This window comes from Streptomyces sp. ADI95-16, from assembly GCF_003721495.1.
Lineage (GTDB): Bacteria > Actinomycetota > Actinomycetes > Streptomycetales > Streptomycetaceae > Streptomyces > Streptomyces goshikiensis.
In genome coordinates this window covers 7,150,638-7,174,756 of the sequence record NZ_CP033581.1, presented here as the reverse complement: position 1 = coordinate 7,174,756, position 24,119 = coordinate 7,150,638, and the positions used below count along the sequence as shown (strand labels likewise).

Here is a 24,119-nt window from a genome sequence, read left to right as displayed (position 1 = left end):
GCGGGTTTCAGGTGTTCGGCGAGACGACGGTGAACAGTGCGCCGTCCGGGTCCCGCAGGGTGATCGAACGGCTGGCCGCCGAGCTCTGCACCGGCGAGACGGCGGCGCCGCCGGACGCGGTCGCGGTCTCCACCGCCTTCTCCAGGTCGAGCACCGAGAAGTGCACGTGCCAGCGCGGCCGGACCTCCGGGTCGGGGGCGGCCTCGACGGCCCCGCCGCTGATCCGCGCCACCGTGTCGTGGCCCCGCCGGACGATGACGTGTCCCTGCTCGTAGGAGACGTCGCAGCAGCCCGGCCGTTCGCAGGCCCAGTCCAGGACCTCACCGTAGAAGACCGCGGCGGCGAACGCGTCCCGGGTGCGCAGTTCGATCCACGCGGCGGCCCCGTCGCCGCGGAGCGTCCAGTCGGGGATGACCTCGCCCTGCCAGAAACCGAAGACCGCCCCGTCGGGGTCGGCGGCGAGCGCGGCGCGCCCGGTGCCGAAGGCGAGCGGCCCCACCGCCGTCGTGGCGCCGCGCTCGCGGATCCGCGCCGCGGTCACGTCCGCGTCGTCCACGGCGAAGTACGGGGTCCACGCCACCGGGACGCCCAGCCGCAGGGCCAGGGCACCGATCCCGGCGACCGGCACCCCGTCGTACATGGCCACGGAGAACTGCTCGCCGAGCCGGGTGGGGCGGAATTCCCAGCCCAGCACGGCTCCGTAGAACTCCTGGGCGGAGGCGAGGTCCCGGGCCATCAGGCTGACCCAGCACGGCGCGCCGAACATCTCATGGCTGGACGTGGACACGGTTACCGGCCTCCCTCGCCACGCGGCAGTGACTCACCTTCGGGATTCACGGTAGTGGCAGACGCCGGACAAGGCCGTGAAGTGCGCGTTCCGCCGCCCGCGCGGCGCCCGGGACCGCCGCCCGCCGCGCCGCCGCCGGGCCGGACGCCCGCGCCCGGATCACCGCCCGGCGAGAATCGCCGCACCCCACCGGGGTATCTCGACCGACCTCAGGCCACCGGCAGTGCTACAAATGGTTCGTGGCCCATCCTTGCAACCCGTGCCGGGGACGTCGGTGCGGTCACTGAGACGAAATCGCCCGCGAAGCGTCGCCCGACAGGTATTCGTCCTTCAGGTGGCGGTCGTGGTGCTGCTCGCCGCCGGGGCGGTCCTCGCGCTGGTACTGCAGTCGCGCCATGACGTCGACCGCGAGGCCCGCGCCCGTTCGGTCGCGGTGGCCCAGACCTTCGCCCACTCGCTCGGACTGCGCGCCGCGCTCAAGACCCCGGATCCCACGAAGATCCTCCAGCCGCTCACCGAGGCGACGCGCAAGGCCGCCGGGATGGACTTCATCGTCGTGATGGACACCGAGGGGATCCGCTACACCCATCCCCTCCCCGACCGCATCGGCAAGAAGTTCGTCGGCACGATCGAGCCCTCGCTGGCCGGCGAGGTGTACACGGAGAGCGTGAAGGGGCCGCTGGGCCAGGAGATCCAGGCGGTCGTGCCGGTGTTCTCCCCCGACGGCAAGGTCGAGGCACTGGTGTCGGCGGGCCTCACGGTCAAGAACGTCACCGGCGTGGTCAACCGGCAGCTCCCCGTCATTCTCGGCGCCAGCGCGGCGGGCCTGGCCCTGGCCACCGCCGGCGCGGCGCTGATCAGCCGGCGCCTGCGGCGGCAGACCCACGGGCTCGGCCCGCTGGAGATGACCCGGATGTACGAGCACCACGACGCGGTGCTGCACGCCGTCCGGGAGGGCGTCCTGATCACCGACGGGGGCGGGGTGCTGCTGCTCGCCAACGACGAGGCGAAACGGCTGTTGCGGCTGCCGGCGGACTCCGAGGGCCGGCGCGTCGACCAGCTGGGGCTGGAGCGGCACCTGGCCGAGCTGCTGCTGTCCGGCCGGGTGGCCACCGACGAGGTGCACGAGGCCAGGGAGCGGCTGCTGGTGATCAACCAGCGGCCCACCAAGCCCGGCGGCGGCCCCGAGGGCGCCGCGGTGACCATCCGGGACTCCACCGAGATGCAGGTGCTCAGCACCCGCGCCGAAGCGGCCCGCAGGCGGCTGAAGCTGCTGTACGACGCCGGGGTGGGCGTGGGCACCACCCTGGACGTGGAGCGGACCGCCCAGGAGCTGGCGGACGTCGCGGTGCCCCGGTTCGCGGACTTCGCCACGGTGGACCTCGCGGAGCAGGTGCTGCACGGAGACGAGCCCACCGCCGCGGCGGCGGTGGACCTGCGCCGCACCGGGTTCAGCGGGATCCGCGACGACGTCCCGCTGTACCCGCGCGGCCGGCTGATCGACTTCGTGCCCTCCACCCCGCAGGCGCGCGGGCTGAGCAGCGGCCGGGCCGAGGTGGTCGCCGAGCTGGCCGACGCGGCCGGCTGGCACGCCCAGGACCCGCCGCGGGCGCGGGCCATCGTCGAGTACGGCGTGCACTCCCTGATCACGGCCCCGCTCAAGTCCCGCGGGGTGGTCCTGGGAGTGGTCAACTTCTGGCGCTCGCAGAAGCCGGAGCCCTTCGACGAGGAGGACCTGTCGCTGGCGGAGGAGCTGGTGGCGCGGGCCGGCGTCAGCATCGACAACGCGCGCCGCTACACCCGCGAGCACGCCCTGGCCGTGACCCTCCAGCGCAGCCTGCTGCCGCGCGACCTGCCCGAGCAGAACGCCGTGGAGGTGGCCCACTACTACCTGCCCGCGCAGTCCGGGGTGGGCGGCGACTGGTTCGACGTGATCCCGCTGCCCGGCAGCCGGGTGGCGCTCGTCGTCGGCGATGTGGTCGGGCACGGGCTGCACGCCGCGGCGGCCATGGGCCGGCTGCGCACGGCCGTGCTCAACTTCTCGTCGCTGGACCTGCCGCCGGACGAGCTGCTGACCCGGCTGGACGACCTGGTGCAGTACATCGACCAGAACGCGGAGGGCGACGGCGCCCAGAGCGGTCTGCTCGGCGCGACCTGCATGTACGCCGTGTACGACTCGGTGAACCAGCGCTGCACGGTGGCGCGGGCGGGGCACGTGCCGCCGGCGCTGGTGCACCCGGACGGCACGGTGGAGATCCCCGAGCTGCCCGCGGGGGCGCCGCTGGGGCTGGGCGGGTTCCCGTTCGAGTCGGCGGAGCTGGAGCTGAGCGAGGGCACCCAGCTGGTGCTGTACACCGACGGGCTGGTCGAGGACCGGGCCCGGGACATCGACGAGGGCCTCGACCTGCTGCGCGCGGCGCTGGCCCACGCCGACCGCAGTCCTCAGGACACCTGCCGGGCGGTCCTCGAACAGCTGCTGCCGGTTCGGCCCCGGGACGACGTGGCCCTGCTGGTGGCCCGGACGTCGGCGCTGCCGGCGGACCACATCGCCGAGTGGGAGGTGCCGTTCGAGCCGAGCGCGGTCGGGACCATAAGGGCCAAGGCCACGGCGAAGCTGGAGGAGTGGGGGCTCTCGGAGCTCTCCTTCGGCACGGAACTGGTGCTGAGCGAGCTGATCACCAACGCCATCCGGCACGGCGCCGAGCCGGTCCGGGTGCGGCTGCTGTTCGACCGGGTGCTGACCTGCGAGGTCTTCGACGGCAGCAGCAGCTCGCCGCGGCTGCACTACGCCACCACCACGGACGAGGGGGGCCGCGGCCTCTTCCTGGTGGCGCAGCTCAGCCGCCGGTGGGGGGCCAGGTACACGCCCGAGGGCAAGGTCATCTGGTCCGAGCAGCCCCTGCCGGATCCCGAGGCGGCCGGGGAATGAACCCGCTGGTGCGGGCGACGTACTCGGCGTGGGCGGGGCGGTCCGCCGTGGGGGCCTCCAGCAGGCGCTTGCCGCTGCCCCCGGTGCGGGTCCGGGTCGCCGCGCCCGTGGGCGAGGAGCACCGCGCAGCGCGGGTCCTCGCCGTGGCCGCCGTGGTCACGGCCGGGGCTCCCGCTCCCGCTCGGGCCAGTCGTCCGGGTCGGCTTCCGTGAGGAGCAGCTGGCGGACGTCGAGGTAGCGCGAGCGGAATCCGGCTTCGGAATAGGCCAGGTAGAGCTCCCACATCCGGCGGAAGGTGCGGTCGAAGCCCAGCCGATCCACCTCGTCGGCGCGGGCGGTGAAGCGCTCCCGCCACAGGCGCAGGGTCTGCGCGTAGTGGTCGCCGTAGCCGTGGTCGGAGAGCACGCGCAGGCCCACGGCGGCGGCGTTCTCCTCGATGGCCTCGCGGGAGGGGATCAGGCCGCCGGGGAAGACGTACTTGCTGATCCAGGTGTGGGTGGCGGCGGTGTCGAGCATCTGCCGGTGGCCCATGGTGATGGCCTGGAGGGCGATCCGGCCGCCGGGCAGCAGGGCGCGGCGCAGCGCGCCGAAGTACACCGGCCAGTGCTCGGCCCCGACCGCCTCGATCATCTCGACGCTGACCACCGCGTCGTAGCGCCCGTAGACGTCCCGGTAGTCCCGCAGGTCGACGTCCACCCGGTGGGAGAGGCCGGCTTCGGCGACGCGGCGGCGGGCGAGGTCGCGCTGTTCGGCGGAGAGGGTCACGGTCGTCACCTGGGCGCCGCGCCGGGCCGCCCGCAGGGCGAGCTCGCCCCAGCCCGTGCCGATCTCCAGCAGGCGGGTGCCCTCGCCGACGTCGGCCAGGTCGAGCAGCCGGTCGATCTTGCGTTCCTGGGCCGTCCGGAGGGACTCCTGGCGGGCGGGGAAGGCGGCGAAGAGGGCGGCGGAGTAGGACAGGGTGTCGTCGAGGAACAGCGAGAACAGCTCGTTGGACAGGTCGTAGTGACGCTGGACGTTCTCGCGCGCGCCCGCCCGGGTGCCCTGCTGTGTGGGCCTGCGCGCCACCCAGGAGCTCCGCAGGCGGCGCAGCGGGGCGGGGACGAGCTCGTCGACGTTGGCTGCCAGGATGGTCAGCAGGCCGGTCAGGTCGTCGCTGTCCCACTCGCCCGCCATGTAGGACTCGCCGAAGCCGATCAGGCCGTGGGCGCCGATCCGCGTGAAGAAGGCCTCCGGGTCGTGGACGGTGAGCGAGGGCCCGGTGCCGGTGGCCGGGCCGTCCGCGAAGCGGCAGCGCAGCGGAAGCCTCGCCAGGGCGCCGCGGACGATCCGGCGGGCCGCGGCGGCGTGCCCGAACGGGGCCGCGGGCGGCCGTGCCACGTCGGGCCAGACATCGGCGTCGACGTACGCGTGGGGCGGGATGAAGGTGTCGGCGGTACGCGGGAGCGAGAGGGTCACGGAGCGATGCCTTCCTGACGTACGGGGACGGGAGCGGGGGCGGGGGCGGCTCCGGCGGGGCAGCGGAGCGGCCGGCCGGACGGGGGCGTCGCGCCCCCGTCCGGCCCGGGGCGGTCGGGCCGGGGCTGGACGGGCAGACCGCGCAGGAGGAGGCGGATGCCGTGGTGGCGGATCCCGGCCGTGACGGCGGCGGTGGACCAGGGGTGCCCCGCGGCGGCGCGCAGCAGGGCCGCCGGGGTGGCGGGGCGGCGGCGGCCGCGCAGGGTCGCGGTGAAGGGCCGCTGGCCGTCGCGCTCCAGCTGGACGGTGACGTCGAGGCGCTCGCCGGGTTCGGGCAGGCGCATCCGGTAGTGGCCGTCCACGGGGAAGAAGGGCGAGACGGGGAAGTCCTTGGCGACCTCGGCCCGGCCCGTCGCGTCGGGGCGCAGCAGGTAGCAGTGCCGCTGCCGGTAGGTGTTGTGGACCTCGGCGACGACGCAGACCAGCGCTCCGGACCGGTCGTGGCACCAGTACAGCGTCAGCGGGTTGAACACGTACCCCAGCACCCGGGCGTGCGCCAGCATCAGCACCCGGCCGCCGTCGAGCCGTACGCCCCGGGTGGCCAGGTAGGCGTCCAGGCCTTCGCGGATGCCCTGCGCGGTCCCGGTGAAGTGGTCACGGGTGTCGAAGCGGGCCAACGGGCGCAGTGCGCGCGGGATGCGGGGCAGTGCGTCCAGGTCCACGAGCCACATGTACGTGCGGTGGCGGAAGGCGTGCCGGATCGGAGCCGTCCGCGCGTGCGCGACGACGCAGTCGTAGAGGGCCGGGACCACGGCGGGAGCGCCGGCGGCGGGGTCCGGGGCGGAGGCGGGCGGGGCGGGGGCGGGCGAGGCGGGGGCGGCGGCCGGCCGGGGGCTCACCACCGGACCCCGAGGGCCTCGGCCGCCCGTACGCCGGAGAGGCAGCCGTCCTCGTGGAAGCCCCAGCCGTGGTAGGCGCCGGCGTAGACGTTGACCCGGGTGTTGAGCCGGGGCAACTCCCGCTGGGCGGCGACCGATTCGGGGGTGTAGACGGGGTGCGCGTACCGCATGCGGGCGAGGATCCGGTCGGGGTCGACGTGGTCGCCCGCGTTCAGGGTGACCACGTAGTCCGTGGCGCCGGGAAGCTTCTGGAGGCGTGTCATGTCGTAGCTGACCCGGACGCCTTCGGTGGAGGTGCCGCAGTCGGCGAGGTGGTAGTTCCAGGAGGCGCGGGCCCGGGGCGAGCGCGGCAGCAGGTCCGTGTCGGTGTGCAGGACGGTCGGGTTGTCCTCGTACGCGAAGGCGCCGAGGACCCGGCGTTCGTGCGGGGTGGGGTCCATCAGCAGCCGCAGGGCCTGGTCGGGGTGGGTGGCGATGACCAGGGCGTCGTAGGCGTCGGTGAGGCCGTCCTCGGTGGTGACGAGGGCGGCTCCCGGGTGGCGGGTGACCCCGCGCACGGGGGTGGAGGTGCGGACGTCGCCGATCTCCTTGGCTATCCGGTCGACGTAGGCGGAGCTGCCGCCGGTGACGGTCTTCCACTGCGGGGAGCCGGTGACCGAGAGCAGGCCGTGGTGTTCGAGGAAGCGGAACAGGTACGCGGCCGGGTAGGAGAGCGCGGTCCGCGCGGGGCAGGACCACACGGCGGCGACGAGGGGGCCGATGAAGTGCGAGACGAAGTACGGGGAGAAGCGGCCGTCGCTCAGGAAGTCGCCGAGGGTGCGCTGGTCGGGGCCGCCCTCGCTCAGCAGCGCGCGGGCGCGCCGGTGGAAGAGCGGCACCTCGGCCAGCAGCCGCAGGTAGCGGCCGCGCAGGGCGGCGCGGCCGGTGAACAGGCCCGCGGCGCCGCGGGCTCCGGCGTACTCCAGGCCGCAGCCGTCGCAGCGGACGGACATGCTCATCTCGGAGTCCTGGGTGGACACGCCCAGTTCGCCGAAGAGCCGCAGCAGCGTGGGGTAGGTGCGTTCGTTGTGGACGATGAACCCGGAGTCCACGCGTACGGTTCCGCCGCCGTCGGCGGGGAGCTCATGGGTGTGGGCGTGGCCGCCGAGCCGGTCGTCGGCCTCGTAGAGGGTGACCTCGCAAGACTTGCCGAGGACGTAGGCGGCGGTCAGTCCCGCGACGCCGCTCCCGATGACGGCCACTCTCCGTGTGTGCACAGGTACCAGCTCCCCATGAGTCGCCACGCCGCCCTGGGCGGCCGTTCACCTGTACTTCGCGGCCGACGGCGGGCCGGATTGGCTGCGTCGGCAAAGGGAGGGTAAAACGTGGGCCGGCGCCACCCCCGCCAGGGGGCGCCGGCCCACGGCCGGGGGGCTACTTGGTCGTTGGTCCCGGTGGGTACCGGGTGAGTCGCGGGGTGGGGCGCACGGGCTCGGCCCCGCGCCGGGGCGTCCTGATCGCGGGCGGGGGCAGCTGAACCGACCGCCGTCTCCGGCCCCGCCCGCGGCCGGGTCGGCGAGGCCGCCGGCTCGGCGCCGGCCGGGGCCGCGGAACCGGCCGGCAGGCCCGTCGCCGCACCGGCCGCGAGCCGGGGGATTCGCTCGCGGAAGTTGCTCACACCGGCCCTTCGCAGCGGTGCGCCGGCCGGATTGGTCTGTCGTCCGATCGAACGACCGGCGGCCGTCGAATTGCCGAACGACCAGGGCAATCCGTACGGACGTCCGCTCCGAAGACCGGTCAAGGAACCAGAATGCGGACCACATCCGGAACCACATCACCACCGCGCCCGACCACATCCGAGCCAACCCTCTGCCTCAACCGGAATGACAGGCCCGCGTACTGTTCGGGTCCGGTTGTTCTCGACCCGAAGGACTGTCATGCAATGGACGCAGACGCATCCCGGCGGACCACCCGCCACCACCGGGCGCCGCGCGGCGTCGGGCGGCGGGAAGGGGCACCAGTGAGGCAGCCTCTCCCCTTCGCCGCCCCGGACGGCGGCGGCTCACGGCTCGAAGACCTCATGGCGCAGGTGGCCCGCGGCGACAAGGACGCGTTCTCCGCGCTCTACGACGCCCTCGCCGGCACCGTCTTCGGGATCGTGGTCAAGGTCGTGCGCGACAGAGCCCAGTCCGAGGAGGTGGCCCAGGAGGTGATGATCGACCTCTGGCGGCAGGCCTCCCGCTACCGGCCCGACCAGGGCAGCGTGCCCGCCTGGGCGGCCACCCTCGCCCACCGCCGGGCCGTCGACCGGGTGCGCTCCGCCCAGGCCTCGGCCAACCGCGAGTACGACCAGGCGGCGCGCGAACACCAGCGGCCCTTCGACGAGGTGGCCGAGCAGGTCGAAACCCGGCTGGAGAGCGAACAGGTACGGCGCTGCATGCGCGGCCTGACCGAGCTCCAGCGGCAAGCCGTCACCCTCGCCTACTACCAGGGCCTGACCTACCGTGAAGTAGCCGAGACGCTTCGCGCACCGCTTCCTACCATCAAGACACGCATGCGCGACGGGCTGATCCGACTGCGCGACTGCATGGGGGTGACCACATGAGAAACGAAGAAGACCTGCACACCCTCACCGGCGCCTACGCCCTTCACGCCCTGGGCCGCGAGGAACTGACGGCGTTCACGGCTCACCTCGCGCAGTGCGCGTCCTGCCGCCAGGAGGTGGCCGAGTTCAGCGGTACGACGGCCCGCCTCGCCGCCGCGGTCGCCGCGGCGCCGCCCCCGCGGATGAAGGACGCCGTCCTGCACGGCATCGACTCCGTACGGCAGTTGCCGCCGCGGCTGCCGGCGGACGAGCGGCCCCGGACGGTGAGTGGCGTGCTGCGCCGCAAGGCCGGACCACTGGCCCTCGCCGCGAGCCTCGTGGCGGCCGCCTCGTTCGGTGGCCTCGCCGTGTGGCAGCACCAGCAGACCGAGGAGGCACAGCAGCGGGCGCAGGGCACGGAGCTGCGGATGCGGGACCTCACCTCCGTGCTGGCGGCGCCCGACGCCCGTACCGTGCACGGCCGGACCAGTACCGGCGCCGTCACCTCCGTGGTCAGCTCCCAGCGGCAGGACAAGGCCGTGTTCGTCGGCACCGGACTCCCCGACCCGGGGCCGGGCCGGACGTACCAGCTCTGGTACGACGACCACGGCACGATGCGTCCGGCCGGGCTCGTCGACCGCGACGGGGCCACCCTCCTCCAGGGCGATCTGCGCAAGGCCAGCGGGGTGGGCCTCACGCTCGAACCGGCCGGCGGTTCGCCGCAGCCCACCACCGCGCCCCTGATGCTGCTCGCGCTGCCCGCCTGAGCGTCAGCGGAACGCGGAGACCCGGAGACCCCGCGAAGAACACGGTGAGCACGGTGCACACCGCGCCGCCCGCGACGAGCGCGGCCGGGGCCCCGCCCGGTCCCGGCCCGCCGGGCGGCCCAGCCCGCGCAGCAGGCGATGTCGAGGGCGACCCTCGCGGGCGCCCCGCTGCTGGAACGGCGCGGGCGCTCCGGTCCGCGAAGGGCGGCCGCGCCCGGGAGTTGTACCGTCGCGCGGTCGCCGGCGGTGGCGCCGCCACCGGGATCCTGCTCCAACTCGCCGCGCCGTCACCGGAGCTGCGCCATCTCGCGGAGTACGGCCCGCGGCCCGACGCCGGCGTGGCCGTACCGGCGCCCGTGGCGGATCGGGCACGCGCCGGGTCGGCGTACCGGTGGCGGGGCTGGCAGGATCTCATCCGGCGGCCCGCACCGGAGCCACCGCTCCGCCGCCGGCCGCCGGCCACCGGGAAAGGACGACCGACCGTGGGAACCCCACCGCTCCCCCCAGGACAGCGCCTGGCCAAAGGCTGGCCCGTCTCGCACTACGGCCCCGTGCCCAAGTTCCGGCGCGACCGGTGGAACTTCCAGGTCTTCGGCGCCACCGCCTCGGGGGAGAAGTACTCCTGGACCTTCGACGAGGTCTCCGCGCTGCCCGGGATCACGATCGAGACCGACCTGCACTGCGCCTCGGGTCCCACCACGACCGACCACGAGTTCTTCGGGGTCGCCGCCCGTACGGTCCTGGCGCTGGCGCCCCCCGCCCCGCAGGTCACGCACGTGATGGCGTGGGCCGAGTACGGGTACAGCGCCAACCTGCGGCTCGCCGACTTCACCTCCGAGCGGACCCTGCTCGCCACCCATCACCACGGGGAACCGCTCACCGTCGAGCACGGCTTCCCGCTGCGCCTGGTCGTACCGCACCTGTACGGCTACAAGGGCCCCAAGTGGCTGCGCGCGATCGAGTACATGACCGCCGACCGCCGCGGCTTCTGGGAGGAGCGCGGCTACCACAACACCGGTGATCCCTGGAGGGAGCAGCGGCACTCCTACCAGGAGGAGTGACCGACCGCCCGGACGATGACGAGCGAGCCCAGGTAGGCCGGCTGGGTGCGCAGGTGGCCGAACCGCTCGTCCCACGCGCCGGAGTCCAGGTCCTCCCGCAGCCGGGTGGTGAACCGTTCCCGCACTCCGTCGTCGACGAAGCTCCACGCCGAGCAGGCCTGGCGGGCGGCGGGGTCCAGCAGCATCTCGGGGCGCCCGTAGTAGGCCTCGTTGAAGCCGTCGGTGCAGTCCAGCGGGATCGGTACGGTCTCCACCGTGCCGGTGCCGCCGAGGGCGGCGGCCATCTTCTCCAGCGGCGGGTAGCGCCGGGCCTCGGTGTCGAGCACCTCGGGCGCGTACGCGTACAGCCAGAAGTCCCGCACCAGTTCGGGGTCGCAGGTGAGCACGACGACCGGGCCGCGGGTGACGCGCCGCATCTCCCGCAGTCCCGCCTCGGCGTCGCTCCACTGGTGGACGCTGAACAGGGTCATCGCCCCGTCGAACTCCCCGTCTTCGAAGGGGAGGTCCTCCGCGACCGCGTCCACGGCGCGCGGCAGGGCCGCCGCGCGCTGCGCCCGCATCGACTCGGAGGGCTCGACCGCCGTGACGGCCGCGGCGGCCGTCTCGTAGGAGCCGGCTCCGGCGCCGACGTTGACGACCGTACGGGCGCCGCCCAGCGCGTCGACGATGAGCCGGGCTATGCGCGGGTCGGGCCGCCGGTAGCCGGAGTAGGTGGAGCCGATGGCGCCGTAGTCGACGTCGCCCGCGCTGCCGTCCAAGCCGCGTACATCCATGGGTCGATACCTCGCCTCGTGAGCAGGAGATCGGAAGGGGTGACCCGGCGGTGGCCGTCGTGCGATCGCGCCGGGGCGGGGCCGGGCTACGACCGGAGGTCCTGCGCGACACCGCCCACCGTCTCCGCCTCCGCACCTGCCGGGAACCATCGTCATCCCATACTGCATGTGCGAGGAGCTTCGCGTACATCAGCTGGCGAATGCTTGGCCATTCCACCAAAGGCCTAGCAAGTGTGGATCTGTCCGGCAGTACGGGACGGCGGGGGTCCGCTCTTCGGGGCCGGCGGGGCTACTCGGCCGGCTTGCCGGGTTCGTCGTGGGTCGAGCAGTGGATGCCGCCGCCGCCCCCGGCGATGGTGTCGATCTTCACGGGGACGATGTCGCGCTTCGGGAAGTGCTCCTGGAGGATGCCCTTCGCGCGGTCGTCCGCCCGGGCGTCCCCGAAGCGGGGCATGAAGACGGCCCCGTTGGCCACGTAGAAGTTCGCGTACGTCGACACGAAGGCGTCACCACGGCCGGTGATCTTGTCCAGGTCGGGCTGGGGCAGGTCGACGACCTCCAGGCGCTTGCCGCGCGCGTCCGTCGCGTCTTTGAACACCGTCCTCGCCTGGTCGGCGGCGCGCGACCACACGTCGGGCTCGGAGCCCGGGAACGCCTGGTCGAGGAGGACGACGCCCGGGGCGGTGAACCGGACCAGGCTGTCGACGTGCGCGTCCGTGATGTCCTGGCCGCGGACTCCGGCGAGCCAGATCACCTTCTTGATGCCGAGGCTGCCCTTGAGCTCGGCTTCGATCTGGTCGCGGCTCTTGCCGGGGTTGCGGTTCTTGTTGACCACCGAGCTCTCGGTGACGAGCAGGGTGCCCTCGCCGTCGGTCTCGAAGGAGCCGCCCTCGGCGACGAGCGGTGCCCGCACGCGCTCGATCCCGTACTTCGCCAGCAGCAGCCGGCCGACCTGGGCGTCGCTCCGGTGCTCCTGCTTGTTGCCCCAGCCGCTGAAGTTGAGGTCGACGCCGAGGACCTTGTGATCCTGCTCGACGAAGACCGGTACGGTGTCGCGCGCCCAGAGGTCGTCCACCGGGAGCGCGATCACCTCGACGCCGGAACCGCACGCCTGCTGGGCCGCCTCCTGCTGGTCGGGCCGGGCGAGCATCACCACGGGCTCGTACTCGCCCACGGCACGGGCCACGCGGGCGATGTCCGCCCGTACGGCGGGCAGGTCCTCGTACCAGACGTTTTCCAGTGCGGGCCAGGACATGAAGGTCCGGGCGTGGCTCTCCCACTCGGCGCCGAACCGACGGCCCGCGCCACCCGCCGCCTCCGCGGCGCCGGAGGCGGGCGAGGCCGCCGGGCCCTCCGGGTCGGAGGGGGCGCAGGCGGCGGCCCCGAAGGCCAGCGCGCCGCCGATGCCCGCGAGGGCGCGCAGCGCGGTGCGGCGGGAGACGGGAGAGGACAGGGGCGAAGGGGTCACAGAGGGCTCCGGCATTCGGCTGATGGGCTTTCGCCGACGGGGCAGCGGTCAAGGGCTGCGGGCGAGGAACGTCATCCGTCCCATTGTCGGCACGGGCGCGCGGCACGGCGATCCAGCGGCCGCGCCGCGGACCGGTACGGAACATCGAGTTCCGCGGCGACGCCCCCACTCTGACACTGACTGGAATTTCAGTCAATCTACCGCGTAGGGCACCCGGCGGCGGTGCGCCGCCCGAACGGCAGCGGATCCCATCCGACTGTAATTTCAGTCAGGGTCGAGGTCGTGCCGGTGATCGGCGCCCGGGTAGGGTGTCGGCTTGTGGCGGACCGTCGAACAGCAATCATGGAGGGGGCCGCGCGGGTCATCGCCCGACGCGGCGTGCGCGGCCTGCGCGTGGAGGAACTCGCCTCGGAGGCGGGCGTGTCCACCGCGTTGATCTACTACCACTTCAAGGACCGCGCCGGAATCATGCGCGCCACCTTGGAGTTCATCAACGATCGCGCGGGGCGGTACACCACGGAGCGGGATCCCGGCGCTCCCCCGCTGGACGCGAGGGGCGAGCTGGAGGAGACCCTCCTCCTCGAATTCCAGGACACCCCCGAGGTGCGCGAGAACAGCACGGCCTGGGGAGAGCTCCGGGCCAGCGCGGTCTTCGATCCCGACCTGCGCGAGGACCTCGCCCGCGCCACGCTGGTATGGGTACAGGAGGTCGGCGAGCTCCTCGGCCGGGTCCGGCCGATGGCCGGCGCCGCGGCGCTCGCCGGAACCGCCGAACGGCTGACGGCCCTGGTGGAGGGCCTCAGCTCGCGCTGGCTCAGCGGCAGCCTGCCCCTGGCGCACGCGCGGGACCTGATGGCCGCGTCGATCGAGGCCGAGCTCCAGCGCCTCTCGTAGGCATGCCGGTGCCGCGCGGCGGCCGGGCACGGGGCACTTCCCCGGTTCCCTTCCCCGTCCCGGGCTTCCTCACGGCTCGCTTCTTGACTGAATTTTCAGTCAATGACAGAGTCGGGCCACGGCTCCCCTCCCCCAAGAGATCCGGAGAGACCCATGAGCGCATTCCACGGCGACGGCCGCTCCCTCTTCAGCCGCCTGTTCGGCGGCTCCGCCGAACCCTCCCGCCGCCGCGTCATCGGCGCCGCCGGCGTCGGGGCGGCGGGCGTGGCGCTGGGTTCGATGGCGATGGCCCCGCAGCGGGCGAGCGCGGCCCTGCCGCGCTGGTGGGTGGAGCGCGATGACGTCCCGCACGCCCGTACCTGGATGTCCTGGCCGTCGCGCACGTCCATCTGGGGCGGCCGCCGGCTGGCCGGCGTACAGGAGGACATCGCCCTGATCGCCCGGACGGTCGCCCTCCACGAGCCGGTGGTGATGTGCGCGCCGGACGCCGATACCGCCGCCACCGCCCGGTCCCGGTGCGGCCCGGCGGTCACCGTGCTCGACTCGATCCCCACGGACGACCTCTGGATGCGGGACACCGCCCCTGTCTTCCGCCGCGACGGACGCGGCGGACTCGACGCGATCGGCCTGGGCTTCAACGGCTGGGGCAAGAAGCAGACCCACTCCCGCGACGCCGAGGTCGCCCGGCGCATCGCGGACGAGGGGCGCCTGCCCTTCAGCAGGACGGAGTTCGTCGGTGAGGGCGGGGCGATCGAGACCGACGGCGACGGCACCGTCATGGCCACGGAGAGCAGTCTGGTCAACAAGAACCGCAACCCGGGGATGAGCCGGGCCGAGATCGAGGACGCGGTCCTGCACGCCTACGGCGCCGACCGGATGATCTGGGTCCCGGGCATCAAGGGCAAGGACATCACCGACGACCACATCGACGTGACCTCGCGCTTCGTGCGGCCGGGCGTCGTCATGGTGCAGGTCCCGCCGGAGGACCGCGATGACGCGTGGGCGCGGGACGCCCGCGAACAGTTCGCGATCCTCTCCCGTGCCACCGACGCCCGGGGGCGGCGGCTGAAGGTGATCCGCGTGGACGGGCCCGACACCGTCCGCTCGAAGGACTCCCAGTTCGTCGACTCGTACCTGAACTTCCACGTGGTCAACGGGGCGGTCATCACGGCCCGGTTCGGCGACGCGGTCAAGGACGCCGCGGCGAACCGGGCCCTCGCCGAGGCCTTTCCCGGGCGGACGGTCGTACAGCTCGACGTCGACCGGCTGATGGCGGGCGGCGGCGGCATCCACTGCTCGACGATGCACGAACCCCTTCCGTAGCTCCCGGACGGGGCCGCGTGCGACGGGCACCGGCCGAGCGGGCCCGGCGGCCGCGCCACGGGTGGCCGGGCCGTCCGGACGGCCCGGCCACCCGTGGCCGCAAGCGCCCCGGCGCCGCGCCCGTTCGTCCGCCCCGTTCGTCCGCCCCGTTCATCCGCCCGGCCGAGCAGCGGATGCCGCCCGCCGCGCGCCGGGGCAGGCTGTGGGACAAGGAGAGCCACACCACCGCACAGACGAGGACCGCGCCATGTCCCACAGCCGGCGTATCGGCGTCATCACCGGGGTCGCAGCGCTGCTGCTGACCGCCACCGCCTGCTCGGGCCTGGGCCGGACGACCGTCGGGATGCTCAGCTTCCGCGCCCAGGACTCGGTGACCGAGCTGAGCTACTCCAACACCCTGGTGACGGGCTGCCACAAGATCGGCCTGCCGCGGGGCGCCACCCACGTCCACAACAACACCCTCGTCGACGTCGTCCTCTACCGGACGCCGGACTGCCAGAAGACCGACCGGGCCGACGGCATCTACGTCGCCACCACGCTGTCGAACGTGACGGCCCCCGCCAGCCTGCCGTGGCGCAGCTTCAGCGTCATCCACTGATCCTCGACGGTCCCAGGCGCCCGACCCCGTAGGAGGTCAGCCATGCAGGGTGACGAAAGCGCGGCCGAACTCGCGGCGCTGCGGGCCAGGGTCGCCGCCCTGGAGTCGGAGGCCGCGGCCGGGAAGCGGACCCCGCCGCGGCACCGGACACGGTCGCTGCTGGCCGCGCTGCTGATCATCGTCGGCTGTGTGCTGGCCCCGCTGGGCATCGTCGCCGCGTGGACCTCCGGCATCGTGGGGAACACCGACCGCTACGTTTCCACGGTCGCGCCGCTGGCCTCCGACCCCGACGTCCAGGAAGCCGCCGCGAACCGCGTCACGGCCGCCCTGATGCAGCACCTCGACCTCACCGCCCTGCTGGAGGACGTGGCTCCCGACCAACGGCCGCTGCTCCAGAAGGCGCTCGGCAAGCTCGGCGGCTCGCTGGAGAGCGCGGTCAGCAGTTTCGTGAAGGACAAGGCGCAGGACGTCATCGCCTCGAAGTCCTTCGAGACGATCTGGACCGACGCCAACCGCACCATCCACACCGCTCTGGTCAAGGCCCTGACCGGCAGTGGTGACTCCGCCGTCCAGATCAAGAACGACGCGGTGACCGTCGACCTCGCCCCGGTGATCGACCAGGTCAAGACGCGGCTCGTGGACTCCGGGATGAGCGTCGCCGGCAAGATCCCCGAGATCCACACCGATTTCACCGTCGTGCAGTCCAAGGACATCGGCAGGGTCAAGACGGGCTTCCGGCTCCTGCAGATCGCCGGCGTGTGGCTGCCGGTCCTCGCCCTGGTCCTGATCGCCGCCGGCATCCTGCTCTCCGCCCACCGCCGCCGGGCCCTGGTGACCTCGGCCCTCGCGGTCGCCTTCGCGGCCCTCGTCCTCGGTCTGGCCCTGACCGTCTTCCGCACCGTCTACCTGGGCGCGCTGCCCGACACCGTCTCGCAGGCCGCGGCCGGCTCCGTCTACGACGCGCTGGTCCGCCTGCTGCGCACGACGGTCCGGATGGTCGTGGTCCTCGGCGTGGTGGTCGCCCTCGCCGCCTGGCTCTCCGGCCCCGGCCGGTACGCCGTCGCGGCCCGCCAGATCTGGCACTCCGGCATCGCCGCCACCCGCGCCACGGCCGACCGCCTGGGTCTGCGCACCGGACCGGTCGGCCCGTTCATCCGGCGCCACCGCGCCTGGTTCACCTGGGGGCTGGTGGCGGTCGCCGCCCTGGTGTACCTCCTGTGGTCCTACCCCACCGGCTGGGTGGTCGTGGGTCTGGCCCTCGCCCTGCTCTTCGCGCTCGCGGTGACGGATTTCCTCGCCGAGGACACGGGAGAGCACCCGGCCGCCGACAAGGTGGCGGGCCCGCACCCGTCATGACGGGGCGTCGGCCGGTCCGCGCGTCGCGGACGGCTGGGTCGCGGGGATGCGCTGGGTGAAGAACAGCGCGAGCAGCGCGGTGAGGGCGAGGATGCCGAGCGCGGCCCGCAGGCCGTCGATGCGGGCGCTGTCGTTGGCGTCGAGGGCCGCCTGGGCCACCACGGGGTCCGTGCCCGCCTCGTCGAGGGCCGCGCCGAGCTGTTCGTCCGACAGGAAGGGGGCGCTGCCCGCGAGGTTGGTGTGCGCCTGGCTCTTGACGTCGGCCGGGATCGCCGGGTTCTGGTCGATGGTGGCGAGGAACGAGCTCGTCAGTACCGCGATCATGATGGACCCGGCGAGGGCGGTGCCGATCGAGGCGCCGAGGTTGGTGGAGGTGTTCTGGATGCCGCCGACCTCGTCGCTCCGCTCGTCCGGTACGGCCGACACGGTGACGGCTCCGAGCTGGGAGGCGAGCGCCCCCATCCCGAGGCCGATCAGCAGCAGCGGAACGGTGACCACGGCCGCGCCGGCGTCCGGGGTCAGGCCGGCCATCAGGATGACGGCGCCGACGAACATCGCCAGGATCCCGATGCGTACGACGCGCCGCGGTGAGACGTTCGGCCACAGTTTGGGGATCCCGATCGCGGCGGCGAGCAGGGTCAGGGAGAGCGGCAGGATCCGTACGCCCGTGCTGAGGGCGGACAGGCCGAGCGCCACGGACAGGTAGAGCGGGATGACGAAGAACACGCCCATCTGGACGAGGTACTGGAAGAAGAACATCGTCAGACCGCCGGAGAACTGGCGGTTGCCCAGCAGTGCCGGGTCGACGAGCGGTTCGGTCCCCCGTGCCACCAGGCGCGCCTCCCAGCGGAAGAACAGCCAGACCAGCAGGAGGCCGGCCAGCATCAGCCAGACGACGGGCGAGAGCGAGAACCAGGCGGGGCCGCCGGCCTTGGGCCGGAACCAGCCCCATTCGCTCGTCCGCAGCACGCCGAAGACGAACAGCCCGATGCCGGCGGCGGACACGATCGCGCCCAGCACGTCGATGCGCGGCCGGTGGTCCGGGGGCGCGTCGACGACCCGGCGGGCCAGCATCAGGATGACCAGCACCACCACGACCTCTCCCGCGAACACCCAGCGCCAGGAGAAGAAGGTGGTCGCCACGCCGCCGATGAGCGGGCCGAGGGCGATGGCGATCGCGCCGGCGGCCGCGACCAGGCCGTAGGCGGCCGGACGTTGCTCCTTGCCGAAGTTGGAGGCGACGAGCGCCACGATCGCCGGCAGGATGAGCGCCGCTCCCACGCCCTCCAGGAACGACCAGCCCAGCATCAGCACCGTCAGGTTCGGGGCGAGGGAGGTCGTGAGGGATCCGCACCCGTAGACGGCGCAGCCGATCATGAACGCCCGTTTGCGGCCGATGAGCGCGCCGACCTTGCCGCCGCTGATCATGAGCATCGCCATGACCAGCGTGTAGGCCGTGATCGCGCCCTGCATGCCGCTCACCGTGGTGCCGATGTCATCGGCCACCGTGGCGATCGAGACGTTCATCACCGAGCTGTCCAGGGCCATCAGGAACTGCCCGGCCGCCAGGGTCAGCAGGATGAGTCTCGCGTTCCCGGCCTTCCCCGTGTTCCCGGCCGGGGCCGCCTTCGCTGCCGTCATGGGCGCAGCGTGCCACGCCCGGGCGGGGTGGCACGGCGCCTCGCCCGGGGGTTCAGTCGACTGGCGGTGGGCGTGGCCCGGTCCGGCTCAGGCCGGGACGGCGCTCACCCGGCCGGAGGCGATCGCCTCCACCAGACGCCGGTGGTCGCGCTCGTTCTGGTCGGCGTAGCTCTCCGCGAACCGTACGAGCGCGTCGTCGAAGACCTCGCGGCGGCCCAGGTAGGCGGCGATGGCGATCCGGTCCCCGGACCGGGCGTGTGCCCGCGCCAGGGTCACTCCGCACAGTCCGGCGAAGGCCCGCATGCCGCGCGGCACCATCCGGGAGGGTTCGGCGATGCCCTTCCAGTCGCGCAACTGGCGTACGTAGAAGTCCCGTTCGCGGCCGTCGACCCCGTGCACTCGGTGCCAGCCGAGGAAGATGTCGCTGGCGGCCTGCATCACGCGCTGTCCGGCGACGACCCGCTCGCCCTGGGTGGCGAACTCGCTGGCGCCGGTGTGCGCGGCCAGGACGGACTCGCCGGCCTCCTTCGCCTGGAGGATCAGCGGGTCCTGGTCGTCCCGGCCCAGCAGCAGGATGACCCAGCAGCGCATGCCGACACTGCCGACGCCCACCACCTTGCGCGCCATGTCGACCACCGAGAACTGGCGCAGCAGGTGCAGGCGGTCCGACTGGAGGCTGCGCCCGTACTGCTCGACGAGGTCGTGGATCTCGCCTTCGAGCCCGTCCCGTTCCCGGTCCGGCAGCAGCTGGGAGATCGGCGTGATCAGCTGCGGGGCGGCCGCGAAGCGGCGTTCGCCGTCGACCAGCTCGGTGAGCTTCTCGAACGCCTGGAGGCTGTCGCGCCCGCGGGCCTTGGTGAGCGCCTCGGACACGTTCTTGCGGCCGCGGGTGTGCAGCGCGTCCGCCGCCACCGCCTGGAGGTCCGTCTCGTCGACCTTCGCGTACCAGACGTCGAGGGTGTTCATCCCGGCGAAGCGGCGCATCTGCTCGCGGTAGGCGCTCACGCCCGACCGTACGATGCCCGCGCGCTCGTGCGCGGAGAAGCCGTTCTCGCGCCCGGCGATGACCAGGCTCGTCGCGAGCCGTTTGACGTCCCATTCCCAGGGCCCGGGCAGCGTCTCGTCGAAGTCGTTGATGTCGAAGAGGAGGTTGCGCTCGGGGGAGCCGAGCAGCCGGAAGTTCAGCAGGTGCGCGTCGCCGCACAGCTGGACCCGGATGCCCGAGTCGGGTGTGCCGGCCAGGTCCCCGGCCATGATCGCGGCGGCGCCCCGGTAGAAGCGGAACGGTGACTGGGCCATCCGGCCGTAGCGGATCGGGATGAGCTCCTGCACCCGGGTGGCGGACTGCCCCTCGATGACGTCCACCGGATCCGGCCGTCGGGCCGACGGCTCGAAGTCCCCGTGGGCGGACCGCGGTGTCCGCGCCCGGGCGGCCCGGCCGGCCGCGGCCCGGTCCTTGGCCGGGAGCAGGGGCTCGTTGCCGCCCTTCTTGGCCGCGTTCGCGGTCGGCTTCGCGGTCGGCTTCGCGGTCGGCTTCGCGGTCCGCTTCGCGGTCGCGGTCTTGGCGCGCTTCGTCATCGCAGTGAACCTCCCGGCCACCAGGGCCCCCGCCTCCGCCTCCCAGCATGGCACTCGCGCCACACCCCTGCGCTGCGGGCGCCCGGAGGGCGGGGGCGCGGGACAGCGGTCAGGGCGGCGGCTGCCGCAACCGGTTCGGGACCGGGCTGCCCAGCCGCCTGGCCAGGTACGGCTCCTGCGCCACGGCGGCGCCCGTGCTGATGCCGATGGCGACCGCCACGCACAGCACGATCAGCCACGAGAGGATGACGAACACCGAGCCGGTGGACCCGTACGCGGCGAGCGAGCGGTTGAGCGCGATCGGCATGTAGACGCGCGCGCCCAGCGACAGCGCGGTGATCGCGATGGCCGTGAGCACGGCGCCGGGCAGCAGCGGGAGCCACGGGATCATCCCGCCCAGCAGCAGGTGCTGGCTCCACCACCACACCGCCGTCTGGAAGAGGAAGGTGAGGGGGATTCCGAGCCACAGGCCGAGCCCGAAGCCGTCGCGCACCGGCCCCTGGATGATCAGCAGGACCATCCACACGGCGATCCAGGCGAACCAGCGCCAGATCGCGATCCGCGTCCCGGTGCGCGGGATCTCCCAGGCGCGCCGGCACAGCCGCTGCATGGCGCGGCTCACGGCCGTCGCCGACAGCAGCACGATCACGGCGCCCGTCACGCCCACGGCGTTGCGCAGGTCGTCCTCCGCGGAGCCGTCGAGGACGTCGCTCAGCTGGCTGCTCGCCTGACCGGTGAGCCCGAACATCGCCCGCATCGAGTCGACCAGCTGCGTCCGTACGGCCTCCGGGGCGAACGAGGCGAGGACGAAGAGCAGGGGCACGGCGGTCAGGAAGCACTGGGCGGCCAGCCGGGTGGCGGAGTCGAAGATGTTGACCCCGACCATCCGCTCGGTGGCGTGGGTGATCACCGGGAACCGGGTCTCGGCCCTCCCCTGGAGCCGCTTGCCGGCCGCCGCCAGCTCCCGGGAGCGCTCGCGCCACCGGGCCTTGCGCTCCGACGGCATCAGCGGCCCGGGGAGTCGCGCGGCGCGGACGGCGGGTGCCGGGTCGTCGTCATGACGGTCTCCTTCGTGTGCGTCCAGGTTGGGGGACGCGGCCGGGGGTGGCATCTCGGAGCGGCGGACCGCGAAGAAGCGGGGCAAAAGGTGTCGGGCCCCGGTCCGGTGCGTAGTGTCGTATGTCGTCACACGATTGGGGCGTCATGGTCCTCGACCTCGTGCTCATCGCGTTGGCCATCGCCCTCTACCCGCTCCCGCTGATGGCCTTCATCCTCGTGGTCTCGTCCCCCAGAGGCGTCTGGAAGGGGCTGGCCTTCCTCCTGGCGTGGCTCGGGTGCCTCGTCGCGGTGATCGCGATCGTGCTGGCGCTGACCGGCGGCCAGCCGCCGTCGCCCCGCTCCCCGCCCAGCGTGATCGCGCTGGCCCTCAAGCTGGCCATCGGTGTGTGGCTGGTGCTGTACGGAATGCACCGCTACCGCCGCAGGCAGGCGCGGGCGGCCGCCCGCGAGGCCGCCTCGGGGCGCCCTTCGCCGCCCTCCCGCATGGACGTCGGCTCGCCGTGGGCCGCGGCCGGCCTGGCCGTACTGATCCAGCCGTGGGGCATGGTCGCGGCGGGCGCCACGACCGTGATCCAGGCCGATGCCTCGCACGCCACCACCTACGTCGCGCTGTTCGGCTTCTGCCTGCTCGCCAGCTCCGGCCTGCTGGCCGCCGAGCTGTACATGGTGTTCGCGCCCGAAGCCGCCCAGGCGCGGCTGCTGCGGATGCGGAGGTGGATGGAGGGGCACAAGGACGAGGCCGTCGTGTTCGTCTGCCTGCTGCTCGGCCTGTGGCTGACGGGACAGAGCATCTACCAGCTGACGGGCTGACCGGGCGACCGGGCGACCGGGCGACCGCCAGACATGCGGAGGCGCGGGCAGCGTGCTGGAATGAAAAAGACCTTCCCCCCTTCTCCGACAGGAGCGGCCATGAGCAGCGAGGCCGAGGACCGAACCGGGTTCGGCGACGTCGAGGACCTGGGCCCCGTCGACTACATCGTCGTCGAGTTCCCGGGCAACCGCATGACCGGCGAGGGCTTCCCCCTTCTCGTCGATCTCGTCGACCGGGGCATCATCCGCATCTTCGACTTCGCCTTCGTCCGCAAGGAAGAGGACGGCACGGTGACGGCGGTGGAGCTCCAGGACTTCGGCGGCGGCGAGGTCGACCTCACCGTCTTCGAGGGCGCTTCGTCCGGCCTGCTCGACCACGGTGACATCCAGGAGGCCGCCGCCGCCCTGGAAGCCGGGAGCTCGGCCGGGATCATCGTGTACGAGAACACCTGGGCGGCGCCCTTCGCCCGGGCCCTGCGTCGTGGTGGAGCCCAGCTCGTGGCGGCCGGACGCATTCCCGTCCAGGCCCTGCTGGCCTCGCTGGACGCCCTGGAGGACCTGCCCCCCGACGAGTGAGGCCCACACAGCCTGGAGATGAGCATCATGCCCGGACTTCTTCGCGGGGTCGCCCGCACCGCCGTCATCGCCGGCACCGCCACCGCGGTGTCCAACCGCGTGTCCCGCCGCCAGAGCGGCCGGTGGGCCCAGCAGGAGAGCGAACAGCAGGCTGCGGCCGCTCCCCCGCCCGCCGCCGCTCCCCCGCCCGCCGCCGCGCCGCTGGCCGACGACATGACCGCAAAGATCGAGCAGCTGAAGCAGCTGAGCACCCTCAAGGAGCAGGGCGTGCTGACCGAGGAGGAGTTCGCGGAGCAGAAGCGCCGCCTCCTCGGGTAGGCCAGGCCCGGCGCTCCCGTCAGCCGCGGTCCGACGCCGGCTGCGTGGGGACGGACTCGTGTTCCGGCGGCGCCGCCGGAGCACGGGTCGGCGTGTGCCGGGCCCCGAGGCGGGTCGCGGTCCAGGCCGCCAGGGGCTGGGTGTAGCGGGCGGTCAGCGGGCCGACGATCACGAGGATCAGTACGTACGCGGTGGCCAGCGGACCGAGGGCCGGTTCGATTCCGGCGGTGACGGCGAGGCCCGCGATGACGATGGAGAACTCCCCGCGCGCGACGAGGGTTCCGCCCGCCCGCCAGCGGCCCTTCACGCCGATCCCGGCGCGCCGCGCGGCCCAGTACCCGGTGGCGATCTTCGTACCGGCGGTGACGACGGCCAGCGCCAGGGCCGGCAGCAGGACCGGCGGAATGCTGGCCGGGTCGGTGTGCAGGCCGAAGAAGACGAAGAACACTGCCGCGAACAGGTCCCGCAGCGGGCTCAGCAGGGTGTGCGTGCCCTCGGCGACCTCCCCGGAGAGCGCGATGCCGACGAGGAAGGCGCCGACGGCGGCCGAGACCTGGAGCTGCTGGGCGATGCCCGCGACCAGCAGGGTCAGCCCGAGGACGACCAGCAGCAGCTTCTCGGGGTCGTCGCTGGAGACGAAGCGGGAGATCACGCGCCCGTACCGGACGGCGACGAAGAGCACGGCCCCGGCGACGAAGAGCGCGATGGCGAGCGTGAGGCTGCCGGCGGCGAGGCTCACCCCGGCGAGCAGCGCGGTGATGATCGGCAGGTAGACGGCCATGGCCAGGTCTTCGAGGACCAGGATGCTGAGGATGACCGGGGTCTCGCGGTTGCCGAGGCGGCCGAGGTCGCCCATGACCTTGGCGATGACGCCGGAGGAGGAGATCCAGGTGACCCCGGCCAGCACCACGGCGGCCACCGGCCCCCACCCCATCAGCAGCGCGGCGGCGGCGCCGGGCAGGGCGTTGAGGGTGAAGTCGACGAGCCCGGCGGGGTACTGGGTCTTGAGGTTGGAGACGAGATCGGTGGCCGTGTACTCCAGGCCGAGCATCAACAGCAGCAGGATGACGCCGATCTCGGCGCCGATCGCGACGAACTCCTCGCTCGCGCCGAGCGGGAGCAGGCCGCCGGTTCCGAAGGCGAGTCCGGCGAGCAGGTAGAGGGGTATCGGTGAGAACTTGAGGCGGCCCGCGACCCGGCCCAGCAGGCCGAGGCCCAGGATGATCGCGCCGAACTCGATGAGGAAGACGGCAGAGTGCATCCG

At 73.2% G+C, this 24,119-nt stretch carries 21 protein-coding genes; 11 read left to right on the top strand and 10 right to left on the bottom strand.

Going from position 1 to position 24,119, the window contains the following annotated elements; all coding sequences use genetic code 11:
• Window positions 1–7: 7 nt before the first annotated feature.
• Window positions 8–736, bottom strand: a complete 729-nt coding sequence (locus EES41_RS31810) for a VOC family protein (protein WP_123082819.1) — start codon at window positions 734–736, stop codon at window positions 8–10.
• 385 nt (window positions 737–1,121) lie between these two features.
• Here EES41_RS31810 and EES41_RS31805 point away from each other — a divergent pair, with 385 nt between their 5' ends.
• Window positions 1,122–3,716, top strand: a complete 2,595-nt coding sequence (locus EES41_RS31805; RefSeq protein WP_254211637.1) for a SpoIIE family protein phosphatase/ATP-binding protein — start codon at window positions 1,122–1,124, stop codon at window positions 3,714–3,716.
• A 156-nt stretch (window positions 3,717–3,872) separates the two neighbouring features.
• Here the strand turns inward: EES41_RS31805 and EES41_RS31795 are convergent, their stop codons facing one another.
• The 3 genes from EES41_RS31795 to EES41_RS31780 all read right to left on the bottom strand — a co-directional run bounded on the left by EES41_RS31795 (window position 3,873) and on the right by EES41_RS31780 (window position 7,326).
• Window positions 3,873–5,171, bottom strand: coding sequence for a cyclopropane-fatty-acyl-phospholipid synthase family protein (locus EES41_RS31795; RefSeq protein WP_254211636.1), 1,299 nt, complete (start codon window positions 5,169–5,171; stop codon window positions 3,873–3,875).
• Window positions 5,168–5,983, bottom strand: a complete 816-nt coding sequence (locus EES41_RS31790) for a DUF1365 domain-containing protein (protein ID WP_123082818.1) — start codon at window positions 5,981–5,983, stop codon at window positions 5,168–5,170. The genes EES41_RS31795 and EES41_RS31790 overlap by 4 nt, the downstream gene beginning before the upstream one ends.
• A gap of 83 nt (window positions 5,984–6,066) precedes the next feature.
• Window positions 6,067–7,326, bottom strand: a complete 1,260-nt coding sequence (locus tag EES41_RS31780) for an NAD(P)/FAD-dependent oxidoreductase (protein WP_254211635.1) — start codon at window positions 7,324–7,326, stop codon at window positions 6,067–6,069.
• 803 nt (window positions 7,327–8,129) lie between these two features.
• Here EES41_RS31780 and sigK point away from each other — a divergent pair.
• The 3 genes from sigK to EES41_RS31765 all read left to right on the top strand — a co-directional run bounded on the left by sigK (window position 8,130) and on the right by EES41_RS31765 (window position 10,461).
• The gene (gene sigK, locus EES41_RS31775) at window positions 8,130–8,654 is read left to right on the top strand and encodes an ECF RNA polymerase sigma factor SigK (protein ID WP_254211811.1); all 525 of its coding nucleotides are present in this window, start codon (window positions 8,130–8,132) and stop codon (window positions 8,652–8,654) included.
• Complete coding sequence (locus EES41_RS31770; protein ID WP_123081395.1) at window positions 8,651–9,400, top strand: anti-sigma factor; 750 nt, start codon at window positions 8,651–8,653, stop codon at window positions 9,398–9,400. The genes sigK and EES41_RS31770 overlap by 4 nt, the downstream gene beginning before the upstream one ends.
• Before the next feature lie 482 nt (window positions 9,401–9,882).
• Window positions 9,883–10,461, top strand: coding sequence for a molybdopterin-dependent oxidoreductase (locus tag EES41_RS31765; RefSeq protein ID WP_123082815.1), 579 nt, complete (start codon window positions 9,883–9,885; stop codon window positions 10,459–10,461).
• Here EES41_RS31765 and EES41_RS31760 read toward each other — a convergent pair.
• Both EES41_RS31760 and EES41_RS31755 read right to left on the bottom strand, forming a co-directional pair.
• Window positions 10,446–11,234 (bottom strand): class I SAM-dependent methyltransferase, encoded by a 789-nt coding sequence (locus tag EES41_RS31760; RefSeq protein ID WP_123081394.1) that lies wholly within the window; start codon window positions 11,232–11,234, stop codon window positions 10,446–10,448. The two genes, EES41_RS31765 and EES41_RS31760, sit on opposite strands and share 16 nt — an antisense overlap.
• A gap of 289 nt (window positions 11,235–11,523) precedes the next feature.
• Window positions 11,524–12,687 (bottom strand): agmatine deiminase family protein, encoded by a 1,164-nt coding sequence (locus EES41_RS31755; protein WP_254211810.1) that lies wholly within the window; start codon window positions 12,685–12,687, stop codon window positions 11,524–11,526.
• 333 nt (window positions 12,688–13,020) lie between these two features.
• Here EES41_RS31755 and EES41_RS31750 point away from each other — a divergent pair, with 333 nt between their 5' ends.
• From EES41_RS31750 to EES41_RS31735, 4 genes are all read left to right on the top strand, one after another.
• Entirely contained in the window at window positions 13,021–13,596 is a 576-nt protein-coding gene (locus EES41_RS31750) for a TetR/AcrR family transcriptional regulator (protein WP_234377369.1), read from the top strand.
• Window positions 13,597–13,749: 153 nt separating this feature from the next.
• Window positions 13,750–14,919 carry an agmatine/peptidylarginine deiminase gene (locus EES41_RS31745; RefSeq protein ID WP_123081392.1) on the top strand — a complete coding sequence of 390 codons (1,170 nt, stop codon included), beginning with the start codon at window positions 13,750–13,752 and terminating at the stop codon, window positions 14,917–14,919.
• Window positions 14,920–15,166: 247 nt separating this feature from the next.
• Entirely contained in the window at window positions 15,167–15,517 is a 351-nt protein-coding gene (locus EES41_RS31740; RefSeq protein ID WP_123081391.1) for a hypothetical protein, read from the top strand.
• Between the two features lie 42 nt (window positions 15,518–15,559).
• Entirely contained in the window at window positions 15,560–16,873 is a 1,314-nt protein-coding gene (locus tag EES41_RS31735; protein WP_123081390.1) for a hypothetical protein, read from the top strand.
• Here EES41_RS31735 and EES41_RS31730 read toward each other — a convergent pair.
• The 3 genes from EES41_RS31730 to EES41_RS31720 all read right to left on the bottom strand — a co-directional run bounded on the left by EES41_RS31730 (window position 16,868) and on the right by EES41_RS31720 (window position 21,236).
• Window positions 16,868–18,514 (bottom strand): MFS transporter, encoded by a 1,647-nt coding sequence (locus EES41_RS31730; RefSeq protein WP_123081389.1) that lies wholly within the window; start codon window positions 18,512–18,514, stop codon window positions 16,868–16,870. The two genes, EES41_RS31735 and EES41_RS31730, sit on opposite strands and share 6 nt — an antisense overlap.
• Window positions 18,515–18,601: 87 nt before the next feature.
• Window positions 18,602–20,092, bottom strand: a complete 1,491-nt coding sequence (locus EES41_RS31725) for a DUF2252 domain-containing protein (RefSeq protein WP_254211634.1) — start codon at window positions 20,090–20,092, stop codon at window positions 18,602–18,604.
• 109 nt (window positions 20,093–20,201) lie between these two features.
• Window positions 20,202–21,236 (bottom strand): YhjD/YihY/BrkB family envelope integrity protein, encoded by a 1,035-nt coding sequence (locus EES41_RS31720; RefSeq protein ID WP_254211633.1) that lies wholly within the window; start codon window positions 21,234–21,236, stop codon window positions 20,202–20,204.
• A 59-nt stretch (window positions 21,237–21,295) separates the two neighbouring features.
• Between EES41_RS31720 and EES41_RS31715 the strand changes: the two genes are divergently transcribed.
• The 3 genes from EES41_RS31715 (at window position 21,296) to EES41_RS31705 (ending at window position 22,855) form a co-directional block, all read left to right on the top strand.
• Window positions 21,296–21,961 (top strand): GAP family protein, encoded by a 666-nt coding sequence (locus tag EES41_RS31715; protein ID WP_123081387.1) that lies wholly within the window; start codon window positions 21,296–21,298, stop codon window positions 21,959–21,961.
• A 99-nt stretch (window positions 21,962–22,060) separates the two neighbouring features.
• Entirely contained in the window at window positions 22,061–22,537 is a 477-nt protein-coding gene (locus EES41_RS31710) for a DUF6325 family protein (RefSeq protein ID WP_174261769.1), read from the top strand.
• Between the two features lie 27 nt (window positions 22,538–22,564).
• A complete protein-coding gene (locus tag EES41_RS31705; RefSeq protein ID WP_123082812.1) occupies window positions 22,565–22,855 on the top strand; it encodes an SHOCT domain-containing protein in 291 nt (96 codons plus the stop codon).
• Between the two features lie 19 nt (window positions 22,856–22,874).
• On the opposite strand, the gene EES41_RS31700 is transcribed toward EES41_RS31705, so the two are convergent.
• On the bottom strand, window positions 22,875–24,116 hold the full coding sequence (locus EES41_RS31700; RefSeq protein ID WP_123081386.1) for a cation:proton antiporter: 1,242 nt from the start codon (window positions 24,114–24,116) through the stop codon (window positions 22,875–22,877).
• Window positions 24,117–24,119 lie beyond the last annotated feature (3 nt).

Bases quoted from the DNA above. Each gene is read 5' to 3' on its own strand.
- EES41_RS31810 (WP_123082819.1), bottom strand. From the start codon at position 736: ATGGCCCGGGACCTCGCCTCCGCCCAGGAGTTCTACGGAGCCGTGCTG.
- sigK (WP_254211811.1), top strand. From the start codon at position 8,130: ATGGCGCAGGTGGCCCGCGGCGACAAGGACGCGTTCTCCGCGCTCTAC.
- EES41_RS31770 (WP_123081395.1), top strand. From the start codon at position 8,651: ATGAGAAACGAAGAAGACCTGCACACCCTCACCGGCGCCTACGCCCTT.
- EES41_RS31760 (WP_123081394.1), bottom strand. From the start codon at position 11,234: ATGGATGTACGCGGCTTGGACGGCAGCGCGGGCGACGTCGACTACGGC.
- EES41_RS31745 (WP_123081392.1), top strand. From the start codon at position 13,750: ATGAGCGCATTCCACGGCGACGGCCGCTCCCTCTTCAGCCGCCTGTTC.
- EES41_RS31740 (WP_123081391.1), top strand. From the start codon at position 15,167: ATGTCCCACAGCCGGCGTATCGGCGTCATCACCGGGGTCGCAGCGCTG.
- EES41_RS31735 (WP_123081390.1), top strand. From the start codon at position 15,560: ATGCAGGGTGACGAAAGCGCGGCCGAACTCGCGGCGCTGCGGGCCAGG.
- EES41_RS31730 (WP_123081389.1), bottom strand. From the start codon at position 18,514: ATGACGGCAGCGAAGGCGGCCCCGGCCGGGAACACGGGGAAGGCCGGG.
- EES41_RS31725 (WP_254211634.1), bottom strand. From the start codon at position 20,092: ATGACGAAGCGCGCCAAGACCGCGACCGCGAAGCGGACCGCGAAGCCG.
- EES41_RS31715 (WP_123081387.1), top strand. From the start codon at position 21,296: ATGGTCCTCGACCTCGTGCTCATCGCGTTGGCCATCGCCCTCTACCCG.
- EES41_RS31710 (WP_174261769.1), top strand. From the start codon at position 22,061: ATGAGCAGCGAGGCCGAGGACCGAACCGGGTTCGGCGACGTCGAGGAC.
- EES41_RS31705 (WP_123082812.1), top strand. From the start codon at position 22,565: ATGCCCGGACTTCTTCGCGGGGTCGCCCGCACCGCCGTCATCGCCGGC.
- EES41_RS31700 (WP_123081386.1), bottom strand. From the start codon at position 24,116: ATGCACTCTGCCGTCTTCCTCATCGAGTTCGGCGCGATCATCCTGGGC.